We start from the raw sequence: 22,336 nt of genomic DNA on the forward strand, positions 1-22,336 counted from the left end.
AACGCATCTCGTGGAGAAAATCATCATGAAGGCAAAGTGGGCACTCGTGTTTCTGGCAGCGTCGGCGTTCGGCGCGGTCTGCCAGCAGGCTAGCGCACAGGTGGCGGGCGCGCAGCCGATCGGCATCAGCGTCGAACAGGCGGAACTCGTTGTCGAAGGCTGGAGCGTCAAGAAGAGCCTGCTCGGCAAGAGCATCTACAACGACAGCGGCGAGAAGGTCGGCGTGCTTCACGACATCATCATCGCGCCGGACAACGCCGTATCGTTCGGGATCGTGGCGGCTCATCAGTTCCTCGGCGTGTCCCAGCACGACGTGGCGATTCCGATGTCGCAACTGGACTATGTGAACGGCAAGCTCGTCTGGGCTGGCGCCACCCGTGGCGTGGTGAAGGCGCTGCCCACCTTCGTGTATTCGAAGGTGCGCGCGGTTCCTATCGCCCGCAAGGACTACGGCCACCACTAAGCGGCGAGTGCGCTGCGGCGGCCCCGCCGCGCAGCAACCGCAAGCCGGCCTCGGCGGCGCCCCAAAACCCCCCGTGTGACGGCGCTTTCCGCCCGAACGCGGGGATCTGTCGCGGCCAGTTTTTTTGGAAGGATTAAGGAAAAATAAGTACCGCCATTGACGCGGGCTCGCGCATGATCTATTTCAGATAGAAAGCTACCGCTCGCCGGTAGGTCTGAAAGTCATGTGCGTTGACGGCCAAGCTGGCTGTCAACCTGACGGGCAGGCTGCCGGTATTCGTCAACGAATGCCCGTTTCGAACGCCATGCACACGCTTCCCCCTTCCGCTGCGCGCCGTTGCCGCGCGGCCCGTTGAACCGGCCGTCATGAAGGCGTGCCGCCGCGCTCTCCCCACGGTGCCGCTCGACGCCAATGTCGTGTCGATGCTGGCCGGCGCCATCGCGCTCGTCGTGTTCATCATCGACGCGCTGACGCCGCTCGATATCGCGATCGCCGTCTTCTACGTCGTGGTCGTGCTGCTGGTCGCTTCGACCGGCAACCGCTCGTCCACGGTCGCGGCCGCCTGGGGTTGCGTCGTGCTGACGCTGCTGGGTTTCGTGATGTCGCACGACGAAGCCTACTCGAGCGGCGCGGCCGCGCGCTGCGCGGTGAGTCTGCTGGCGATCGCCACCACGTCGATGCTGGCGTTGAGAAACCAGGCCGCCACCACGACGTTGCGCGAGCAGCTGGAACTGCTCAACCTCGCGCACGACGCGATCGTCGTGCACGACATGAACGATCGCATCACCTTCTGGAACCACGGCGCCCAGGCGCTGTACGGCTGGACCGCGCAGCAGGCGCTCGGACAGTCGCTGCAGGACATGACGCAGACGGTCTTTCCGGTCCCCTACGACGAGGTTCGCGCCGAGCTGCTGCGCACGAACCGCTGGCATGGCGAGCTGACGCGCGTGCGGCAGGACGGCAGTGCCGTCGTGATTTCCAGCCGCGCGGCGCTGTGGCGCGACGAGAAGGGCAACCCGCGCGCAGTGCTCGCGACCAACAACGACATCACCGGGCGCAAGCAGGCGGAGCAGGCGCTCGAGCGCAGCGAGGCGTTCCTGCGCGACGCGCAACGGCTGAGCAGCACGGGCAGCATCGCCGTGCGCTTTCCGGATGGCGAAATGTGGTGGTCCGACGAGGCCTACCGCATTTTCGACTACCCGCGCGATACCGTGCCGTCGATCGACGCAGTGCTCGCGCGCACGCATCCCGACGATCTCGCGCTGGTGCGTGGCGTATTCGGACAGGCCGCCGGCGGCGAAACGCTGGTCGATATCGAGCATCGGCTTTCGATGCCGGACGGCAGCGTCAAGTACGTCCATTACGTCGCCCGCCTCGCGACCCGGCAGTCGGGCCACCGCGAGTATGTCGGCGCGCTGATGGATATCACCGGGACCCGGCGCGCCCAGGAAGCGCTCGCCCGTTCCAACGACGAACTCGCTCACGCGACGCGGATCACCATGCTCGGCGAGTTGGCCGCCTCCATCGCGCACGAGGTCACGCAGCCCATCGCGGCGATCGTGACATCCGGCGGCGCGGCGTTGCGCTGGCTGAACCGTCCGACGCCGGAAATCAGCGAAACTGCGCAGTCCATCGCGCAGATGATCCGCGACGCGAAACGCGCGGACGAGGTGATCCAGCGAATCCGCGCGATGGCGAGAAAGCGCGACCGTCTGCCCGCGCCGGTAGATCTGAACGGGATGGTGGGCGAGTCGATCGAACTGGTGCGGCGCGAACTGGAGCGTCATCGCATCGACTTGCGCGTCGAGCTCGCGGAGCCGTCGCTGACCGCTTACTGTGATCGCGTGCAACTGCAGCAGGTGCTGATCAACCTGATCATGAACGCGGTCCAGGCCATGGCGGAGGTGGCCGGGCCGCGCACGCTGCTGATCGCCGCGCGCCGCCTCGACGGCGAAGAAGCCCAGGTGATCGTGCAGGACTCGGGCACGGGCATCAGCGACGAACACGCCGGGCGTTTGTTCAACACATTCTTTACGACCAGGGACGACGGCATGGGTATGGGACTGTCGATCTGCCGTTCGATCGTCGAAGCACACGGCGGCCGCATCTGGGCCGAGTCACCGCCAACCGGCGGCGCGGTGCTGAAGTTCGTCCTGCCCGTCGACGAAGGGAGAAGTCATGAGCAGTGATGCGCACGGCGATGCGAGCGCCGACACCGGCAGTCATGCAATCAGCGCCACGGTGTACGTCGTGGACGACGACGAGTCGATGCGCGATGCCGTCAGGAATCTGCTGCGCTCGGTTGGTCTGAACGTGGAAACCTTCGGCTCCGCGCAGGAGTTTCTCGCTTTCGACATGCCCGACGTGCCGAGCTGTCTGATCCTCGACGTGCGCCTCAAAGGACAAAGCGGCCTCGCGGTGCAGGAGCAGATCGCCGCGAGCGAACTCGGTCTGCCGATCGTCTTCATGACCGCGCACGGCGACATAGCGATGACGGTCAAGGCAATGAAGGCCGGCGCCAAGGACTTTCTGGCCAAACCGTTTCGCGATCAGGACATGCTCGACGCCGTCGCGCACGCGCTGGCGAGCGACGAGGAGCGCCGCGCGGCCAACCGCTCCGTGGCGGACCTGCGCCGGTGCTATGAATCGTTGACTTCGCGCGAGCGCGAAGTCATGGCATTTGTCGCCGCCGGTCTGATGAACAAACAGATTGCCGGCGAGCTGAATCTGAGTGAAATCACCGTCAAGATTCATCGCGGTCAGGCCATGCGCAAGATGGGCGCGCGCTCGCTTGCCGATTTCGTGCTGAAGGCCGAGGCGCTCGGCATCAAGGCGCCGCAAGGCATGGCAACGCCGGCGCGCGGTTTGCGCGGTTGAGCGCGGCCGCGCAGTTCGTGTGTAGGGTCCGCGCGCCTCGAGGCTGGCGAACTCATACGCAGGTATAGGTAATTCACCGCTTCTGTTCAAGGAAGCGCGGCAGTCCCACCCATTCCGACACGCTCCGGCGCTTGCTCCCGCCAGGCGCGGCGTAGCGCTGCGCGTGCGGTTCGCGGCACGACTAAACCTGGATATGAAACGACCCAACCATTGGTCATTTCAGACAACCGTATGTAGGGCTAGTTGGGCCAATCGCCGTGCGATACCTTGGAGTCCATGCAGCGCCGCTCTTACCCGGCCCTGTCTTAACACTTACTCGGATGACCAGATCATGATCAGTTCGTCGACGTCGTATCCCGAACCCGCAGCGGACGTCGTCCGGAAGACGCTGGTGAGCCGGATCGGCACGGAGAATCAATGGCGCTGTCCGGTGGATGAGGATGCCGGTGCGCGCCAGCGCGGCAACATCCTCGTGTCGCGTTGGACGCGCAACGACACGCAGGCGCTCGAGGTCGTCAATCCGGGCAGCGCGGCGCATCATTGCATCGCGATGAATCTCAAATGCACGTCGCTGACGTTCTCCCATGCCGGGCGCACGCTCGTGCGCGGCAGAGTGACCGCGGGCGCATTGCAGATCACCGCACCGGGCGTGGCATGCCGCGCCACGTTCGAGTCGCCCGGCGACGTGCTGCACCTGTTCGTTTCGCAACAGGTGCTGGGCGAATGTTTCGAGGACACGTTCGGCCGGCCGCATGCCGGCGACATCCGCATCGACGATCCGCGGCTCGTGCGCGATCCCGCGCTCGAACGTCTTGGCCAGGCGCTGGCCGTGTCGCAATCCGACGACGCCGCGCTCGGCAAGGTTTTCACCGACAGCGTGAGCCTCGCAATCGTGTCGCGCGTGATCGCACGGCATTTCACCGTGAGCGAGCGGCAGACGCGCGAGGCGAGTGCGTTGCCGGCGTGGCGGTTGAGCCGCGCGGTCGAATTCGTCGAAGCCCATCTTGCCGAGCCGATCGGACTCGCCGATATCGCCAACAGCACGGGGCTGACCCGCATGCATTTCGCCTCGCAGTTTCGTCGCGCGACCGGCATGCGTCCGCACGAATACCTGTTGCGTCGCCGGATCGACCATGCCCAGAAACTCTTGCGCGAGACGAAATACAACGTGCTCGACGTCGCATTGAGTTGCGGCTTCCGTTCGCAGGCTCACTTTACGACGGTGTTCAAGCGCATCGTGGGCGACACGCCCTATTGCTGGCGGACCAAAGCGAATGTCGATCGGTAAGCGCGATCACGCCTTTCTGGAACTGAGCGAGACACGGCAGCCCCGGCAGTGGCCGGCGGGACCGTCTCGATGATCGATGCGTTTATCTGAAAGAGGAGTGCCATCATGCTGATGAAAGCGAGTTTTACCGACCCGTGGCTGCAGACCCTCGGGTTGCTGTCCGCCCTGTCCGGCAATAGCGACGCGGTTGCCGTCGACGTGGCCGCGGTCGCGGCTTGCAGCGGGCGCAACGAGGCGCACCTGCCGGTGATGGGAGAGCGGTTCGAGGTTCAGGTGCTGGTGATCGACCGGCCGTCGCAAACCACGGCCACGGTGGTGTGGCGCGACGCGACGCATTGCTCGTACGGTGATCAGGTCTGGCACGCGAGCCGTGCGCGGGTGGCCGGCGTTTGTGCGATGAGCGGGCGGGCTATCCGGCCCGGCGATGCGATCTATAAACCCAGGCCTTGCAAGCCGGCGCCGCTCAATGCCGGAGCGATGATTCTGCAGCGTGTGGTCAATGAGGCGGTGCTGGATTGATCGAGGTTTTTATGCGGCAGGGAGAGAAACAAAAAAAGGCGCGAATTTGATTCGCGCCTTTTTTGTTGGCTCTGGAGCGCAGGGCGTAGAGGAGATTCACAGCACCGCCCCGGCCGTCCTCGCGAAGGCCGCCGCGTCATTCGCCGGCACGTGCCTCGCCGATCACCTTCCCGCGGAAAATATAGTACTGGTAGAGGTTATATCCGATCATCACCGGGAAGATCAGCCCGATTCCGATCAGCATGAACACCAGCGTGGAGGTATCGGACGCCGCCTCGACGATCCCCAGCTTGCCCGGCACGAAATCCGGGAACAGGCTGACGGCCAGCCCGACGAACGACAGCACGAACAATGCGACCGCCCCGCGAAACGGCCCGCGCATACTCCCGAGATACAGCGACCCCATGATGTAAGCGAAGGCCAGAGCAGAGGCTACGCCGAGCGCGGCCAGCACATGGAACACCCCGTGCTCGGTCCACCGATCATGCCCCACCTCGCTGACGAACCACGTCGCCGCGGTCAGCACGACAGCCGCCGCCACCGTGACGAACGCGCTCAGCAGCGCGAGGCGGCGCGACCATTGCTCGATGGAACCCACGGTCTTCTTCACGAGATAGGTGGAGCCGAGCAGCGTATAACCCGCCACGACGCCGATAGCGGACACGGCGATGAACACGCCGCTCGTCTCTCCCGGAATCAACCCGGTGATCACCTTGCCGAGTATCACGCCCTGGGCGAGCGCGGCCACCAGGCTGCCGATGCCGAACACCTTGTCCCAGGCCGGGCCGTGCGACACGCTGTGACGAAATTCGATGGCGGCGCCACGCATGATCAAACCGGCAATCAGCAGCATCACCGGCAAATACAGGTCCTCCAGAAGCAGCGCATACGCCGCCGGGAAGGCGCCGAACAGCGCGCCGCCCAGCACGACGAGCCACGTTTCGTTGGCGTCCCAGACGTGGCCGATGGTCTGCACCATCACGTCGTGATCCTCGCGGCGTTTGCGCAGCAGGCTGAGTATGCCGACGCCGAGATCGAAGCCGTCGGTGACGACATAGAACACCAGCATCAGGCCGATCAGGCCGAACCAGGTGATGGCGAGCATCGTGTGAGTGGAGTGGTCCATGAGATTTCCTTGCGACGCGAATGGATTAGTACTCGGTGACGGTGGCCGCCGCCTCGGCCTTGACGGCCGCGGGCGGATTCAGCGTGAGGTCGGGACCGGCGCGCAGCCAGTTGCGCGCCAGTACGAAGAAGGTGCCGAGCAACACGACGTAGAAGCAGAAGAACATCCCCATGCTCAGCGTCACCGACGAGGCCGCCACGCTCGACACGGCATCTTTCGTCCGCAGCAAGCCATATACGACCCACGGCTGACGTCCCACTTCGCGCACGATCCAGCCGGCTTCGACCGCGACGTAGGGCAGCGGAATGCACAGCACCCAGGCCAACAGCAGCTTGCGCTGCTCCAGCAATCGTTCGAGATTGCCGCGCGTTTTGCGCAATACGTAGGCGCTCCAGAAGGCCAGCACCATGAACGCGAAGCCGATGCCCGCCATCACGCGGAAGGCGTAGTAAAGCAGCGGCAGCATCGGCGGCTGGTCGGCCGGCGCGAAGTCGCGAAGGCCTTTGACCTCGCCGTGCAGCGTATGGGTGGCGAGAATGCTCAGCATGCCGGGCACTTCGATCGACCAGTCGTTGCGTTGCGTCGTCTGGTTCGGCCACGCGAGCAGCGACCACGACGCGGCGGTGCCGGGCTGGTTGGTGGTCCAGTGTCCTTCGATCGCGGCGCCTTTGGCCGGTTGCGTCGCGAACACGCTGCCGCCGCTCGAATCGCCGAGCCAGATCTGGATCGGCGCGACGAATACGAGCACCAGCAAGGCGATCTTGAACGAGCGCGCGAAGAACTCCGGATTGCGGCGCTTGAACAGGTTCCACGCGGAAATGCCGGCAATCACGAACATGCCGGTTTCGATCGCCGCCACCCACATGTGCGTGACACCCCAGACCATATCCGGATTGAAGATCGCCGCGGCATAGTCGGTTACGACGATCCTGCCGTTCTCCACCGTCACGCCGGCCGGTGTCTGCATCCACGAATTGGCGACCATGATCCAGAACGCCGAGATGCTGGAGCCGAGCGCGACCATCGAGGTGGCGAACAGATGCACCGCGCGCGGCACGCGGCCCCAGCCGAGCAGCATCACGCCGATGAAGCCGGCCTCCAGCATGAAGGCCATCGCGCCCTCGAAGCCGAGAATATTGCCGAAGAATTGGCCGCTGTAACGCGAAAAGCCGGCCCAGTTGGTGCCGAACTGGAATTCCATCGGAATGCCGCTGACCACGCCCACCGCGAAATTGAGCACCAGCAGCTTGCTCCAGAACCGCGCATGCCGGTAATAGCCGACGTTGCCGGTGCGCAGCCAGAGCACTTCGATCAGCACGAGAAAGGCCGACAGGCTGATGGTCAGGATCGGCCACAGAATGTGAAAAATGGCCGTCATCGCGAACTGGGCGCGAGACAGATCGAGGACGTCACTGAGATGCATGATGAGCTCCCGCGGCGCTGGTAATGGCCGCCTGATGAGTGGAGTCGGGGCCGACCGCCGCGGCGCGCGCGATCTTCACCGGGACGGATTTGTACGACGGGGTGCGGCTTTTCGGATCGAACGCGTAGAGCGGCACGAGCGGATTGGCCTCGGGGTAATACGCGCCGCAGCAGCCGTCGGGCAGTGAATAGTCGATCACCTTGAAACTGCGGATCACGCGTTCGATCCCGTCGGTGGACAGCGCGTACACATCCACCCGCTCGCCGGGATGCAGATTGCGTTTCTGCAATTCGCGCGTGTTCATGAAGATCACGTCGCGCTGGCCGAACACACCGCGGTAACGGTCCGAGTGCGAGTAGAGCGTGGTGTTGTACTGGTCGTGACTGCGCATGGTGGTGAGCCATAGCGCGTCGGGATCGTCGTGATCCGGGTTTTCGTCGAGTCCGTTGAGACGAGGAAATTGGCGCGGCCGGTAGGCGTGGCCCAGACGCGTTCGCGCGCGCTCGAGGCGAGATGGAAGCCGCCCGGCACGCGAATCCGTTCGTTGTACGCCTCAAAGATCGGGTAGACGATCTCGATCTTGTCGCGAATGCGGTCGTAGCTCGCCACGAGATGTTCCCATTCGACGTGAGAGTCCGGGCCGAGCGTGGCGCGCGCGATGCCCGCGACGATCGCCGGTTCGCTCTTCAGATGCGGTGACGCGGGCTCGTTGCGGCCACCGGACGCGTGCACCATCGACATCGAATCCTCGACGGTAATCGACTGTGGACCGTCGGCCTGGATGTCGATCTCGGTGCGGCCGAGGCACGGCAGAATCAACGCGTTCCTGCCATGCACGAGGTGGCTGCGATTGAGTTTGGTAGCGATGTGAACCGTCAGATCGAGCTTGCGCATTGCCGCCTGCACGCGGATCCAGTCGGGCACGGCGGCGGCGAAATTGCCGCCGAGCGCGATGAACACTTTGGCGTCGCCGCGCATCATCGAGTCGATCGCGGCGATCACGTCATGGCCGTGCGCCGCGGGCGGCCGGAAGCCGAAGGCCCGTTCGATCCCGTCGATCAATGCCGGCGAGGGCTTCTCCGTGATGCCGACGGTGCGGTTGCCCTGCACGTTCGAGTGTCCGCGCACCGGGCACACGCCCGCGCCCGGCCGGCCGATATTGCCGCGCAGCAGTGCCAGGTTGACGATCTGCTGGACATTTTCGGTGCCGCGATGATGCTGCGTGAGCCCCATGCCGTACACGAGGATCACGTTGCTGGCCTTCATGTAGATGTCGGCGGCGTTCTGGATGTCGCCGCGCGACAGCCCGCTTTGCCGTTCGATCGCCTCCCAGCTGGTGGCGCGCAGATCGGCGCGCAGGTCGTCGAGTCCGTGGGTATGTGCTTCGATGAACGCAATATCGAGCACACGGGGTTGATCGGCGGCGAGCGCCGCGTCGTCGGCCTCGATCACGGCTTTCATCATGCCTTTGAGCACGGCGACGTCGCCGCCCACACGCACCTGATACAGAAACGAGCTGATCTGCGTGAAGCCCAGCGTGGCCATTTCCACCGGATTCTGCGGCGACGCGAAGCGCTCCAGCGCGCGCTCGCGAAACGGATTGAACGAGACGATTTTCGCGCCGCGCCGCGAGGCGCTGTGCAGATCGCTCATCATGCGCGGGCTGTTGGTGCCGGGATTCTGACCGAAGATGAAAATCGCATCCGCTTCCTCGAAATCCTCGAGCAGGACCGTGCCCTTGCCGACGCCGATCGATTCGGGAAGGCCGACACTGGTCGCCTCGTGGCACATGTTCGAGCAGTCGGGGAAGTTGTTCGTACCGAATTCGCGCACGAAGATCTGATAGAGGAACGCGGCTTCGTTGGACGCCCGTCCCGAGGTGTAGAAGTCGGCCTGGTCGGGGCTGTCGAGACCGTTCAGATGCCGCGCGATCAGCGCGAAGGCGTCGTCCCATTCGATCGGCAGATAGCGGTCGGAGGCCGTGTCGTATGCCATGGGGTGGGTCAGGCGGCCGGCCATTTCGAGGTCGTAGTCGTCCCAGGCGGCGAGCTCCGAGACGCTGTGCGCTGCGAAAAAGCCGGGCGTGCAGCGATTCGCGGTGGCCTCCCACGCCACGGCCTTCGCGCCGTTCTCGCAGAACTCGAACGACGATGTGTGCTTAGGATCCGGCCATGCGCAGCCCGGACAGTCGAAGCCTTCCGGCTGGTTCATCCGCAACAGCGTCTTCGCGCCGGACACGGCGACGCCCTGCAGCGCGAGTGCCTCGCCGGTTGCCTTCAGCGCACCCCAGCCGCCCGCGGGCTCGCTGTAGACGCGGATTGTCTTTCGTTTGGACATGACCGTTTCCAGGTGTTGGGTTGAGGAACATGAATCGGAAGGATGGTCCCCGGCCGCACACGGGTCTTGTTTAAATGCCCGTCCGTTTCGGATTCGCACGCCGGATCAGGCCGGTATCCACGACACCGCGGCGCGCGCCGTGCGTTTTCGAAAGCGCGCAGGCGTTCTGAAAAGATCGGCGCAACGGGGCGGCAAATAATGGTTTCCACCCGGCGAGGTCGCGCGAAGTCCGCGCAGCGGCGCCGCATTCCTCGCAAGTCCGCAGCGCGCCGACATCTGAGCACCACCGGAGCATCAACATGCGATATCTGGACGAATCACACCGCGACATGACCGGCGGCGATCGGGGTTTTCCGCCGGCCGCCGAGCGCGCCGACGCCATGGACTGGCGCGCCGGGTCAGGCGCGCCGGCCGAACCCGCCGCGCTCGGACGCTGGACGCGCCGGGTCGTTGTCGCGACCGCCGTCTGGTCGGTTGTCGAGTTGCCGTTCGAGATCTGGGTCAGCACGTCCATGCGCGATGCGCTCGCCTGCATCACCGCCAAACTGCTGTGGGTCGCGCTGGTGGGCTTCGTTCTGGCCGGCAGCCGCTTGGCGCGGATCGCCTACGCGTTCCTTTGCACGATCGGCCTGATGGCGGTCGCCTTCGGACTGCCGGTCGAATATCGCGTGTTTCCGCTGGGATTCGTGCTGTCTTCGGTGGAATGCGTGTTGAAAGCGACCGCCTTCGTGTGCCTCGTGTCGGCCGGGGTGCATCCCGACGACGAATGATCGGGCAGGCGCCGCCGCGGCGGCGCTTTCGTGTGTTCGCTCCGGTTCTTTCCTTCGTATTTCCTGTTACGGGCGCCTTGTGAGCGGTTCAGGCCGCGCGTGCCCGATCCAACGCCGAGAGCGCACGCGTCATTGCATAGGCGCTGCGCACCGCGGCTTCGAATGCGCGCTCGTCGGCGAGGCGTCTGCCGTCGACCGCGACCACCCAGCGTGCGCCGTCGTGCTCGCAGACAAGGCGCCGGTCGTCCAGCAGGTCCGCATACCAGCGCCACACTTTCGGGTCCGCGCAGGCGGCCGTCGGATTGACGTTGGTGGGCATGGGCACGGCTGGTCGCTGCGATGGGTCGATCATGAGATACCTCCGATGAGGAGCGGCGGGTAGGGCGAGCGGGATTGACGCGGTCACGTCCAGTTCTTCCAGTCTTTGATCGCCCGTTCGTCGTCGCGCGCGCCGCTCGTGCGGCGTGGCGTGGTCAGCCTGGCAAAGCCGTTGTCCGTCCCGGCTTTCCGGTTGCGCGTGTCGCCACCGACGCTTCGATCCTGCGGCGAAGGCCGCACCGCGTGCCGGGGCGATCGACGCGGCAACGACTCCTCGGCCTGCCGCAACGCTCGCGATGGCGAGGCGGCCGCGTTGCCTGCTTCGATGGCAAACCGTTCGAGCGGCAACTGCGTGTCGCGGTCGGTCTGGTCCAGCGCCTGCACGATGCCGAGCGTGGGCGGCGGACTCGCCGCGCTCCAGGCGGCGAGCGCGACACAGACGGCGGCGACTGCATAGCCGTAAGCGGGTCGATTCCAGAACGCTTTTTCGGCGCGCATGATGGGTTCTCCGGGCGCCGGCCGCGAAGGGCTGCGCAACTGAATCGGGTGAGGGAAGACTGACGGGGCCCAGTATCGTGGTCCGCGCGGCGTCGATCTTTCACTGCGGCACGGTGGCTTGCGGATTCGCACGCATGAGACGGCCCCGGCCCGCCATGCCGCGCCAGGCGGGGAAAGCCGGCTGGATGGCCCGTCCCCGCCCGGCGCATGACGGGCTCATACGTTGGTGTGATGCGCGACGGGCTCGCGGGGGGCGGCGCTTGCGCCGCCAGCAGGGCTGAGCCCGCGGCGAGCGGGCACCGGCGGCCCGCCTCATATCCCTATGGATAATAGTTTCAGATGACTTTCCCATTTAGTATGGGATGGACGACGCAAGCCGGGCAGGGACTGCGTCGGTGCAACGGGCGACATTGCCATAACGGGCCTGTCCCGCTAATCAACCAGGCGTGAGCGCAGCATGATCAAGATCGGTCGAGTCATAGTGTCTCTGGAAATGCGCGAGGTGTACCTGGAGAATCGATTGCTCCAGGTCGGCTCGCGCGCGTTCGATATTCTCGAATTGCTGATCCGCGCGGCGGGCAAGACGGTCACGAAAGACGAGATTTTGCGGCACGTCTGGCCGAATTCGGTGGTGGAGGAAAACAACATCCACGTGCAGTTGTCGGCGCTCAGGAAGATTTTCGGCGCCGATAGCCAGGTGATTCGCACGATCTCCGGCCGCGGCTACCGCCTGACCATTCCCGTCGACGCGTCCGAGCCGGCCGGCTCGCACGGTGCCGGCACGGCCGGCCGGGCGGGCGCCGCAAGCCGCAGCAGCTTGCCGGTTTGCCACGCGCCGTTGATCGGGCGTGACGCGGCGATTGCCGACGTTGCCCGCGCGCTGAAGAGCACGCCGATCGTCACCTTGCTCGGCTCGGGCGGCATCGGCAAGACGCAGCTCGGCATTGCGGTGGCGCGCTCGATCGCGGCGCTCTCGGACAGAGAGGTGTGTTTCATCACGCTGGCCTCGGTGGAGAACGGCCAGGCCGCGATCAACCTGGTCGCCGACGCACTCGGCGTGGAGCGCGCGGCCGCCGATATTCCGCTTCAGTCGCTGGTCGCCGCGATTCAAGGCCGCAAGCTGCTGGTGCTGCTGGACAACTGCGAGCATGTGATCGAGTCGGCCGCAGCCATTTGCGAACTGCTGGTGCAGGCGAGCGCGGATCTTCGCATTCTGGCGACGAGCCGTGAGCCGCTGCGCACGCGCGACGAAAAGTTCTATTGGGTCGCGCCGCTCGACATGCCCGAGGCGGGCGCCGGTTCCCAGGCGATTCTCGCCTGTGCGTCGGTGCGGATGTTCCTCGCGCAGATGCATGCGCTCAACACGGTGGTCGACAGCGACCGCGGCAGCCTCGAGATGGTCGCGACGATCTGCCGCCGGCTCGACGGCGTGCCGCTCGCCCTCGAACTGGCGGCGGCCCGCGCCGCGGTGTTCGGCATCCGCAAGCTGATGGCCGAACTCGACGACCGCTTCCAGTCGCTCACCGGTGGGCGCCGCACCGCGCCGCCGCGCCAGCAGACTCTGGCGGCCGCGCTCGACTGGAGCTATCGGCTCCTCGGCACGACGGAGCGCGTGGTGCTGCAGCGGCTCGGTGTTTTTCCGGCCCGCTTTTCACTCGAAGCCGCGTGCGCCGTCGCCGCGTGCGCCCGGCTGTCGTGCAACGAAGTGACGGAAGCGATTGTCGGCCTTGCCTCGAAGTGCTTTCTCATGACGACCGTCGACAGCAAGACCAAGGAATATTTCCTGCTGGAAACGACCCGTGAATATGCGTTGCGCAAGCTGCACGAATCGGACGAGGCGGATGAAGTGATGAGCAGACGGGCGAGCTACTTCGCTCCAGCTTACGAGGAGCCGTATGCGCGCGTTTTCGGCGCGGCGGCGCTCGGCGGCAAGCGGGCGGTTCAAGCCGTCGCCTCGCGATGAGATCGGGATTGACCGCGGTTCGCGCAGATGCTTCCCGCGGTGGGCCTTATGTACCTTGACGGCACGCGAAGCCCCATTTTTCTGGAATCTGGCATGCCTGTTCCTTCGGAACTCGAACCGATGGTGTATGTGATTGACGATGAGGAGATGGTGCGTGACGCGCTGGTGCGCCTGCTGCGTTCGGCAGGCTTCGATGCACACGGCTTTGCGTCGCCCGCCGGGGTGTTGTCGCAAGCATGGCCGCGCGTGCCGATGTGCATTTTGCTGGACATGAACCTGAAGAGCACGAATGGCTTCGACGTGCAGAGCCAGCTCGCGCGCAAGGGCGTGCAGGTGCCGATTATTTTCCTGACCGGCTATGGATCGATTCCGATGTCGGTGCGCGCGATCAAGGCGGGGGCGCATGAATTCCTCACCAAGCCGATCGACGACGAAGAACTGCTCGGAGCGGTCCGGCGAGCGTTGGCCCAGGACGAGGCCAACCTCGCCGAGCGCGCATTCCATGCGGATGTGCTGCAACGTGCCGCGGCGCTGACGCCGCGCGAGATGGACGTGTTCGAACTGGCGGTGGAAGGCAGGATGATCAAGCAGATGGCGCACGAACTGGGCACCCAGGAGGTGACGGTGAAAGTGCACAAACGGCGGGTGATGAGCAAGATGCAGGCGAAGACGCTCATCGAACTGGCCAGGATGTGGGAAGTGATCCGTCGCACGCGATGAGCCTCCTGAAGCAGTGAATATCGCGCCGGATATTTTTTCTGTGACTACGTCGGCGCAATTGGAGTATTGGCAGCTATGAGCTTTGTTTGCATCGTCGACGATGACGCCTCGGTCCGAAGTGGCGTCGGCAACCTGTTGAAAGCGGTCGGTTATACGACTGTGACATTTTCTTCGGGAGAGGAATTCCTTGCCTCCACGGTGGTCGACGATGCGCTGTGCGTTCTGCTCGATGTCAGAATGCAAGGCATGCAGGGCCTCGAAGTGCAACGCCAACTGAACGCGCAGGGCAGACATATCCCCGTGGTGTTCATGTCCGCGCATGACGACGACGACACCGTCGCGCGGGCCTTGCGGCACGGCGCGGTCGGCTTCCTGCGCAAACCGTTCGAGGAAGAAGTGCTGCTCGATTCGATCGAGCTCGCCATTGGACGCAAGCACGGGGCGCACTGAGCGCAGGCGTGAGCGCGGCGTCCGTTCGACGGTCCGGGATCGTGGGAGCCGATCAGCCGTAGCGCGTGGCCGGCGCCTCCGCCTCGTCCTCTAGCGTACTGTGCGTGCGAACGTAGCGTTCGTGCCAGCGCTCGAGCGTTTCGCTCTCGCCGGCCTCAGCGAGCAACTGCAGCGCATAGGCGCGGGTCGTTTCGAGCAGGTAATAGCGCATGGCCGACCCGCAGGGCCCGAACATCAGCAGCGACTTCGAGACCAGACCGGCGATCGCGTCGGTCACCTCGCCCATGGACAGGTCTTCGCATGCGGCGATCGCACACGCCTCGCCGAGCTGGAAGCTGCCGTGAAACACGCCGAGGCGGCGCAACACCGTGCGTTCGCGCTTGCACAGAAATTGACTGCTCCAGTCGAGCGCCGCCTTCAGGTTTTGCTGGCGCGCCGGCGCGGTGCGCAGTCCGCCGGTCAGCACGCGAAAGCGATTGTCCAGTTGCGCGACCAGTTCGCGGATACCCAGCGCGGTGACCCGGGCCGCCGCCAGTTCCAGCGCGAGCGGCACGCCGTCGAGCCGCCGGCAGATCGTGCCGATCAGGCGGACGCTCTCGCTGTCGGCCCGAAAGTGCGGATCACGCGCGCGAGTCCGCGCAATGAACATGTGGACCGCGCTGTACTTGAGAATCTCGTCGGGCACGAGGTCTTCGCCGGGCACCTCGAGCGGCGCCACCCAGTAAACCTGTTCGATGCGGGTTCGCAAGGGCTCGCGGCTCGTCGCGAGGATCCTGAGATGGGGATTGGCCTGAACGAGTTGCTCGCAGATCGTCGCGGCCTCCTGGATCACGTGCTCGCAATTGTCGAGCACGAGCAGCAGCTTGCGTGCGCCGATGGCTTGAATCAGGCGCTCCGCACTGGCCCCGGCATGCACCGCATCCAGCGCAAGCGCTTCGGCGATTGCGCGCAAGGTCGACTCCGGGCGCTCGACGGCCGAAAGGCTGACGAAGCGGACCTCGTCGAACGACGCTATCTGGCCGCGTGCCGCTTCCAGGCCCAGTTGTGTTTTGCCGATGCCGCCGGTGCCGACCAGCGTCACGAGCGGCGCGCGGCCAAGCGCGGCTGTCACGTCGGCGAGCGCCTGCTCGCGCCCGATCAGGGGCGTGCAGGAGTGCGGCACGTTGCTCGACGCGGTGGCCTCGGCCGGGCGTGGCGGGTGGGCCGGCGCTTCGTTCGCGCAGACCTTCGCGTCATGCGAGCGGATCAGGCGATAGCCGCGGCCGGGGATGGTCTTGATGAGGTCCTTGTCTTCGCCGAGCAGTTTCCGCAGCGCGGAGATATGCACCTGCAGGTTGCTTTCCTCCACCACCGTTTCCGGCCACACGTGCTGAAACAGCGTCTCTTTGCTCACCAGCCGCCCGCCCGCCTCGATCAGCACTTCGAGAATGTCGAACGCGCGCGCGCCGACGCGCAATGGCCGGTCTTCCAGAAAAAGCTGGCGGCGCTCCAGCGAAACGTCGACTCGTCCGATCTTGATCATGACCATTCCGCTTGGGGTTTCGTGAGCGTGCATCGAGGCAATGGAGACGATCTTATGAGTCGCGCGATCTCCTCAGGATGGGGGAATCGTTAACCTTAGTTAATACGTCGGTTCGAAAAGCCCGAAAGCCCGAAAGCCCGCTTGCCGCGCAAGACGCGGTGACTTTTTTCACAGCCGTGACTCTAGCGGGGGCGGTCCGCTCAAAGATTAAAAAAATTTAATGGCATGGGTCAATCGGATGTCGTGCTTTTCGCGGATAATCGGCCGATTAGCGAGCATTTCGCCCGAGGACACGCGTGAGCGCGGGCGGTGCATCAAATGACGATGGGAAGGCACGAGCCTTAAATGAAAATCTTGCTCGTCGAAGACAACGAACAGGTCGCTGGATTTCTGAAGAAGGGCCTCGTCGAGGAAGGGCATGTGATCGATACGGCCGACAACGGCCGGGACGGCATGTTCCTCGCCGCCAGCGAGACCTATGACGCCATCATCATGGATCGCATGCTGCCGGGCGGTATCGACGGCTTGGGGATCATCGCGGCGTTGCGCGCAACCGGCAACCGGGTGCCTATCCTGATCGTGAGCGCGCTCGACGACGTCGACGAACGGATTCGCGGCCTGAAGGCGGGCGGTGACGACTACGTGGTCAAGCCGTTTGCATTCGGCGAGGTGCTGGCACGCCTGGACGCGCTGACCCGGCGGGCGCATGAAAGCTACGCGGAAACCACGCTGAAGGTCGGCGATCTCTCGATCGACCTGCTCTCGCGCAAGGTGGCGCGCGCCGGCAAGCCGATCGCGCTGAAGCCGCGCGAATTCAAGCTGCTGGAGTACCTGATGCGCCACGCCGACCAGGTCGTCACGCGCACCATGCTGCTCGAAAATATCTGGGACTATCATTTCGACCCGCAAACGAACGTCATCGACGTGCATGTAAGCAAGTTACGCCACAAGATCGATGCGGATTTCGAGCGGTCTTTATTGAGGACGGTTCGCAACGCCGGCTACATGCTGACGGCAAACGAATAGCGCGAAAGGGGCAGGCGGGGGCGGCATGATCGAGTTGTCAGGCTTCGGGTTCGAAACGCTCTGCGATGACGGCGAGTTCCTCCTGTCCCGTATCGACCGGCGCGACGGTGCGCCAACGTGGCTGACCGTCACGTTGCCGGCGCAGCAACCCAGCGCCCATAGTCAGGCGCGTCTCGAGCATGCGTATGAGTTGCGCGGCCTGCTCGACGGCCGGTTCGCGACCCGCCCGCACGCACTGATCGAGCACCGCGGGAGCACGGCGCTGGTGCTGGAAGACCCGGGCGGCGTGTCGCTCGCCGCGCTGCCGCACGGCTCCTGGCCGCTTGGCCGCCTGCTGCGCGTCGCCGCCAATCTTGCGGCCGCGCTCGGCGCGCTGCACGGGCGCGGTCTGATCCACAAGGACATCCGGCCGGCCAACATCCTGGTGAATCCGGACACGGGCGACGTGGCGTTGACCGGCTTCGGCATTGCCTCGCACGCGAGCGGCGAGGCGCAGTCCGGCGCGCTGCCCGACTTCAGCGCGAGCGCGCTCGCCTATCTCGCACCGGAACAGACCGGCCGCATGAATCGTGCGACCGACTCGCGCGCCGATCTCTATTCGCTCGGCATCACGTTGTATGAGATGCTGACCGGTGCGTTGCCGTATCGCGCGAACTCGCCTATCGAGTGGATTCACTGCCATATCGCGAGGACGCCCATTCCATTGAGCGAGCTGGCCGGCAATGTGCCGCATCAGGTGGCCGCGATCGTCATGCGGCTGCTTGCGAAAGCCGCCGAGGATCGCTATCAGACAGCGCAGGGCCTGGAAGACGATTTGCGTCGCTGCCTGAACGCCTGGGAGCAAAGCGGGCGCATCGAACCGTTCGCGCTCGGCGCTCAGGACTGCCCCGAACGTCTTGTCATCCCCGAGCGCCTGTATGGGCGCGAAGCGGAAACCCGGGCGTTGAGCGCCGCGTTCGATCGCGTGGTGCGGCAAGGCGCGGCGGAACTCGTGCTCGTGTCGGGCTATTCGGGAATCGGCAAATCGTCGCTGGTGAACGAACTGCACACGAGGCTCGGGCCGTCCGGCGGCCACTTCGCCGCGGGCAAATTCGACCAGTACAAACGCGATATCCCCTATGCGACGCTCGGCCAGGCGTTTCAGAGCCTCACGCAGCAGATCCTCACTCAAGATGCGGAGAAACTCGCACGTTGGCGCGGGCGGCTCGCCGAAGCCGTCGGCACGAACGGACAGCTGATCGTCAACCTGATTCCGGAACTCGAACGGATTCTCGGCCCGCAGCCGGCGGTGCCCGAGCTTCCGGCGCAGGAAGCACAGGTTCGCTTTCAAGGCGTGTTCGGGCGCTTCATCGGCGCCTTTGCGGACCCCGAGCATCCGCTCGTGCTCTTCCTCGACGATTTGCAGTGGCTCGACGCCGGCACGCTCAGTCTGCTGGAAAGCCTGCTTGCCGCGCCGAACCTGCGCAATCTGCTGCTCGTCGGCGCCTATCGCGACAACGAGGTCGGGCCCGCCCATCCGCTCGCCCGCGCGCTCGTCGCGATTCGCGAGCAGGGTGTGCCGGTCCACGATATCGTGCTCACGCCGCTGCAGGTCGGCGATGTGGCGCGCCTGAGCGGCGAAGCGCTGCATGCCGCGCCGGCCGAGGTTGCGCAACTCGCGCAATTCATCGTCGAGAAAACCGGCGGCAATCCTTTCTTCACGGTGCAATTTCTCAAGATGCTCGCCGAGGACCGGCACCTCGCGTTCGATCCGGCGCGGCGGGTGTGGGAATGGGACATGGCGGCCCTGCGCGAGACGCACTTTTCCGACAGCGTCGTCGACCTGATGGTCGGCAAGATCGAACGGGTCGCGGATGCCACGCAGGTCGCGCTCAAGCAGTTCGCCTGCTTCGGCAATAGCGCGGCGAGCGCAATGCTCGCGCGCGTCGGCGGCACTTCGGACGCGCAGGTGGAGCGTGCGCTGGCCGCTGCGGTGGAGGCGGGCCTCGTGTTCCGGCGCGAGCGCGGCTATGCGTTTCTGCACGACCGGGTGCAGGAAGCGGCCTACGCGCTGATTCCCGAAAGCGAGCGCGCGGCCGCTCATTTGAGCATCGGCCGGATGTTCGCGACCCACGCGAGCGCCGAGGAGATCGAGCAGAACATCTTCGAGATCGTCAACCAGTACAACCGCGCGGTCGGGATCGTCGACGACCCCGCCGAGCGCCGGCGCGTGGTGGAATTCAATCTGATTGCCGGGCGGCGCGCCAAGGCCTCGTCCGCTTACGCGTCGGCGGCGACGTATCTGTCGACCGGCAGCGCCATGCTCGGCGACGCGGGCTGGCAGACCTGCTACGCGCTCAAGTTCGCGCTGGAGAGCGGGCTCGCGGAGTGCGAGTTCCTGACCGGCGACACCGGCCCGGCGAAGGAACGGCTGGCGAACCTCGCGCGGCGCGCCGTCGATCTGCCCGATCGGGCAACGGTGGCGTGGTTGCGTGTCACGCTTTTCACCGCGCTCGACCAGAGCGATCTGGCGGTGCAGATTTGCCTCGATTATCTGCGCGATGTCGGCATCGACTGGCAGCCGCATCCCAGCCGCGAGGAGGCGCGTGGCGAATACGACCGGCTGCTCGCCCAGATCGGCGATTCTCCGATCGAGTCGTTGATCGATCTGCCGCTTCTCACCCATCGCGACCGGCGCGCCACGCTCGACGTGCTGACCGCGGTCCTGCCGCCGGCTTTTTTCAGCGACGAGAATCTCGTTTGCCTCGTGCTGTGCCGCATGGCGAACCTGAGCCTCGAATATGGCAACAGCGACGCGTCGTCGATCGGCTATGCCTACCTCGGCATGGTGGCCGGCCCGGTGTTCGGCGACTATGAGGCCGCGTTCCAGTTCGGCCGGCTCGGCCTCGCGCTGGTCGACGAACGCGGGCTGCACCGTTTCCGGCCACGCGTCTATATGTGCTTCGCTTATCACGTGATGCCGTGGACGAAGCACATTCGCACCGGTTTGCCGCTGTTGCGCCGCGCATTCGATGCCGCCAGCGAGAGCGGCGACCTCACTTACACCGGTTTCAGCAGTTGCACTCTCGTGACGAGCCTGCTGGCCGCGGGCGATCCGCTCGCCGATGTCGAGCGCGTGGCGCAGCAGCGTTTAGGCGTGGTGCAGGCCGGGAAATTCGGCCTGATCGTCGACATCATCGGTTCGCAGCTGCAGCTGATTCGGACCCTGCGGGGGCTGACACGTTCATTCGGCTCCTTCAGCGACGAGGCATTCGACGAAACGTCCTTCGAGCAACATCTCGAAGCCGACCCCTGTCTCGCGATCGCGACCTGCTGGTACTGGATTCGCAAGCTGCAAGCGCGCTATTTCGCCGGAGATGTCACGGCGGCGCTGGCGGCCGCCGCGAAAGCCGCGCCGCTGTTGTGGACCTCGTCCGGTCACTTCGAGATCGCCGAATATCATTTCTACGCGGCGCTGGCATGCGCGCGCGCGTACGACGAGGCGCCGCCCTATCTGCATGAGGCGCAATACCGGATGCTGGCCGGGCATCAAGCCCGGCTCGTTACCTGGGCCAAGCATTGTCCGAGCAATTTCGCCTGCCGTTCGGCGCTCGTTGCCGGCGAGATCGCGCGGATCAACGGCAATGAATTCGAGGCGATGCGCGAATACGAAAGCGCGATCCGTCTCGCCCGCGAGCACGAGTTGCCGCTGGTCGAAGGGCTGGCTCATGAAGTGGCCGGCACGTTTTATCTGGCGCGCGGATTCACGACCATCGCGTTCGTCTATCTCGGCAACGCGCGGCTCGCGTACCTTAGGTGGGGCGCGCTAGGGAAGGTCGAGGCGCTCGACCGGCGCTATCCGAACCTGGTCCACGAACCCGCGGCCGATACGCCGACGCGCAGCATCGTCGCGGAGCAACTCGATGTCGAGACGGTGGTGAAAGCGTCGCAAGCCATTTCGGGCGAGATTGCCTTCGACAAACTGATCCGCACGTTGATGACCATCATGCTCGAACATGCCGGCGCCGGGCGAGCGCTGCTCGTTCTGCCGCGCGACGAGAAATTGTGGATCGAGGCGCAGGCGCTCGCGAATCGCGAGGGTATCGAGGTGCAGCTGCATAACGCTGTCGTGACGCCGCGCGATTTGCCGGCCTCGATTCTGCATGCCAGCATTCGCACGCAGGAGCGCGTGCTGCTCGACGACGCGTCGCTGCCCAATCCATTCTCGACGGACGACTACTTCCGCACGACCTCTGCTCGCGCGGTTCTGTGTTTGCCGCTCGTGAAGCAGGCAAAACTGATCGGCGTGTTGTACCTGGAAAACGATCTCGCGCCGGGGGTGTTCACGCCGCCGCGGCTCGCGGTGCTCACGCTTCTGGCGTCGCAGGCGGCGATTTCGCTTGAAAACGCGTCGCTGGAAGAGAAAGGAGCGTTGCTCGAAGAGAAAGAGGCGTTGCTTCACGAAGTGCATCACCGGGTGAAGAACAATCTGCAACTGATCAGCAGCCTGCTCAACTTGCAGGCGGCGCGCGTGACCGACAAGGCCGTGGCTGATCTTTTCGCCGACAGCCGCAACCGGGTGCGGTCGATGGCGCTGGTGCACGAGAATCTGTATCGGGCCGGCAACTTTGCGCGCATTGCGATGGCGACCCACGTGAAGAATCTGTGCGGCCATCTGGCGCGCGCCTACGACATGCGCCAGATGGAGGTCGAGTTGCTGGTCGAGGTCGACGACATGCAGCTCGATATGAACCGCGCCGTATCGTGCGGCCTGATTGTCAACGAGCTGGTGTCCAACGCCTTGAAGCACGCGTTTCCCGACGGGCGCGGCGGTTGTGTGCGCGTCGAGCTCGGCATGGTCGACAACGAGCGGTGCAGACTGGCCGTGGCCGACGACGGCGTCGGCATCGCGCCGGAATTCTCACTGGAAGAGGCGGACTCGCTGGGCCTCCAACTGGTTCACGACCTGACCCACCAACTGCACGGCACGGTGGAGCTGAGCCGCGGCGGCGGCACGATCTGCAGCATTCTTTTCAACCCAACCGGACGTGGATAAG

16 protein-coding genes and 1 pseudogene are annotated in these 22,336 nt (G+C 65.0%); 11 read left to right on the forward strand and 6 right to left on the reverse strand.

Annotated features, from left to right (window positions below):
• Positions 1-25 precede the first annotated feature (25 nt).
• The 5 genes from CJU94_RS31545 to CJU94_RS31565 all read left to right on the forward strand — a co-directional run bounded on the left by CJU94_RS31545 (position 26) and on the right by CJU94_RS31565 (position 5,147).
• On the forward strand, positions 26-463 hold the full coding sequence (locus CJU94_RS31545) for a PRC-barrel domain-containing protein (protein ID WP_095422882.1): 438 nt from the start codon (positions 26-28) through the stop codon (positions 461-463).
• A gap of 365 nt (positions 464-828) precedes the next feature.
• A complete protein-coding gene (locus CJU94_RS31550; RefSeq protein WP_095422883.1) occupies positions 829-2,652 on the forward strand; it encodes a PAS domain-containing sensor histidine kinase in 1,824 nt (607 codons plus the stop codon).
• Positions 2,642-3,340: a response regulator transcription factor gene (locus tag CJU94_RS31555; protein WP_095422450.1), complete on the forward strand. Its 699-nt coding sequence runs from the start codon at positions 2,642-2,644 to the stop codon at positions 3,338-3,340. The genes CJU94_RS31550 and CJU94_RS31555 overlap by 11 nt, the downstream gene beginning before the upstream one ends.
• Before the next feature lie 331 nt (positions 3,341-3,671).
• Positions 3,672-4,628, forward strand: coding sequence for a helix-turn-helix domain-containing protein (locus CJU94_RS31560; protein ID WP_095422451.1), 957 nt, complete (start codon positions 3,672-3,674; stop codon positions 4,626-4,628).
• Between the two features lie 105 nt (positions 4,629-4,733).
• Complete coding sequence (locus CJU94_RS31565) at positions 4,734-5,147, forward strand: DUF3331 domain-containing protein (RefSeq protein WP_095422452.1); 414 nt, start codon at positions 4,734-4,736, stop codon at positions 5,145-5,147.
• A gap of 136 nt (positions 5,148-5,283) precedes the next feature.
• Here CJU94_RS31565 and CJU94_RS31570 read toward each other — a convergent pair whose 3' ends face one another.
• The 3 genes and pseudogenes from CJU94_RS31570 to CJU94_RS31580 all read right to left on the reverse strand — a co-directional run bounded on the left by CJU94_RS31570 (position 5,284) and on the right by CJU94_RS31580 (position 10,033).
• Positions 5,284-6,273, reverse strand: a complete 990-nt coding sequence (locus CJU94_RS31570; RefSeq protein WP_095422453.1) for a cytochrome d ubiquinol oxidase subunit II — start codon at positions 6,271-6,273, stop codon at positions 5,284-5,286.
• Positions 6,274-6,298: 25 nt separating this feature from the next.
• A complete protein-coding gene (locus tag CJU94_RS31575) occupies positions 6,299-7,696 on the reverse strand; it encodes a cytochrome ubiquinol oxidase subunit I (RefSeq protein WP_095422454.1) in 1,398 nt (465 codons plus the stop codon).
• Positions 7,683-10,033 (reverse strand): annotated as a pseudogene (locus CJU94_RS31580) (FdhF/YdeP family oxidoreductase). The gene CJU94_RS31575 and the pseudogene CJU94_RS31580 overlap by 14 nt, the downstream one beginning before the upstream one ends.
• Positions 10,034-10,332: 299 nt before the next feature.
• Here CJU94_RS31580 and CJU94_RS31585 point away from each other — a divergent pair.
• Positions 10,333-10,803, forward strand: coding sequence for a hypothetical protein (locus tag CJU94_RS31585; RefSeq protein ID WP_095422455.1), 471 nt, complete (start codon positions 10,333-10,335; stop codon positions 10,801-10,803).
• 88 nt (positions 10,804-10,891) lie between these two features.
• On the opposite strand, the gene CJU94_RS31590 is transcribed toward CJU94_RS31585, so the two are convergent.
• Both CJU94_RS31590 and CJU94_RS31595 read right to left on the reverse strand, forming a co-directional pair.
• Entirely contained in the window at positions 10,892-11,155 is a 264-nt protein-coding gene (locus tag CJU94_RS31590) for a hypothetical protein (protein ID WP_095422456.1), read from the reverse strand.
• 50 nt (positions 11,156-11,205) lie between these two features.
• The gene (locus CJU94_RS31595) at positions 11,206-11,619 is read right to left on the reverse strand and encodes a hypothetical protein (protein ID WP_095422457.1); all 414 of its coding nucleotides are present in this window, start codon (positions 11,617-11,619) and stop codon (positions 11,206-11,208) included.
• Between the two features lie 457 nt (positions 11,620-12,076).
• On the opposite strand from CJU94_RS31595, the gene CJU94_RS31600 reads away from it, so the two are divergent.
• The 3 genes from CJU94_RS31600 (at position 12,077) to CJU94_RS31610 (ending at position 14,752) form a co-directional block, all read left to right on the forward strand.
• Positions 12,077-13,582, forward strand: coding sequence for an ATP-binding protein (locus tag CJU94_RS31600; protein WP_095422458.1), 1,506 nt, complete (start codon positions 12,077-12,079; stop codon positions 13,580-13,582).
• Positions 13,583-13,675: 93 nt separating this feature from the next.
• Positions 13,676-14,302 (forward strand): response regulator transcription factor, encoded by a 627-nt coding sequence (locus CJU94_RS31605; protein ID WP_095422459.1) that lies wholly within the window; start codon positions 13,676-13,678, stop codon positions 14,300-14,302.
• 75 nt (positions 14,303-14,377) lie between these two features.
• A complete protein-coding gene (locus CJU94_RS31610; protein ID WP_095422460.1) occupies positions 14,378-14,752 on the forward strand; it encodes a response regulator transcription factor in 375 nt (124 codons plus the stop codon).
• Positions 14,753-14,804: 52 nt separating this feature from the next.
• Here CJU94_RS31610 and CJU94_RS31615 read toward each other — a convergent pair whose 3' ends face one another.
• Positions 14,805-16,274, reverse strand: a complete 1,470-nt coding sequence (locus CJU94_RS31615) for an ATP-binding protein (protein WP_167397588.1) — start codon at positions 16,272-16,274, stop codon at positions 14,805-14,807.
• A gap of 345 nt (positions 16,275-16,619) precedes the next feature.
• Here CJU94_RS31615 and CJU94_RS31620 point away from each other — a divergent pair, with 345 nt between their 5' ends.
• Positions 16,620-17,300, forward strand: coding sequence for a response regulator transcription factor (locus tag CJU94_RS31620; protein ID WP_095422462.1), 681 nt, complete (start codon positions 16,620-16,622; stop codon positions 17,298-17,300).
• A gap of 25 nt (positions 17,301-17,325) precedes the next feature.
• Positions 17,326-22,335 carry an AAA family ATPase gene (locus CJU94_RS31625; RefSeq protein WP_095422463.1) on the forward strand — a complete coding sequence of 1,670 codons (5,010 nt, stop codon included), beginning with the start codon at positions 17,326-17,328 and terminating at the stop codon, positions 22,333-22,335.
• Position 22,336 lies beyond the last annotated feature (1 nt).

It is taken from the genome of Paraburkholderia aromaticivorans (assembly GCF_002278075.1).
In the GTDB taxonomy this organism is placed as follows: Bacteria; Pseudomonadota; Gammaproteobacteria; order Burkholderiales; family Burkholderiaceae; genus Paraburkholderia; species Paraburkholderia aromaticivorans.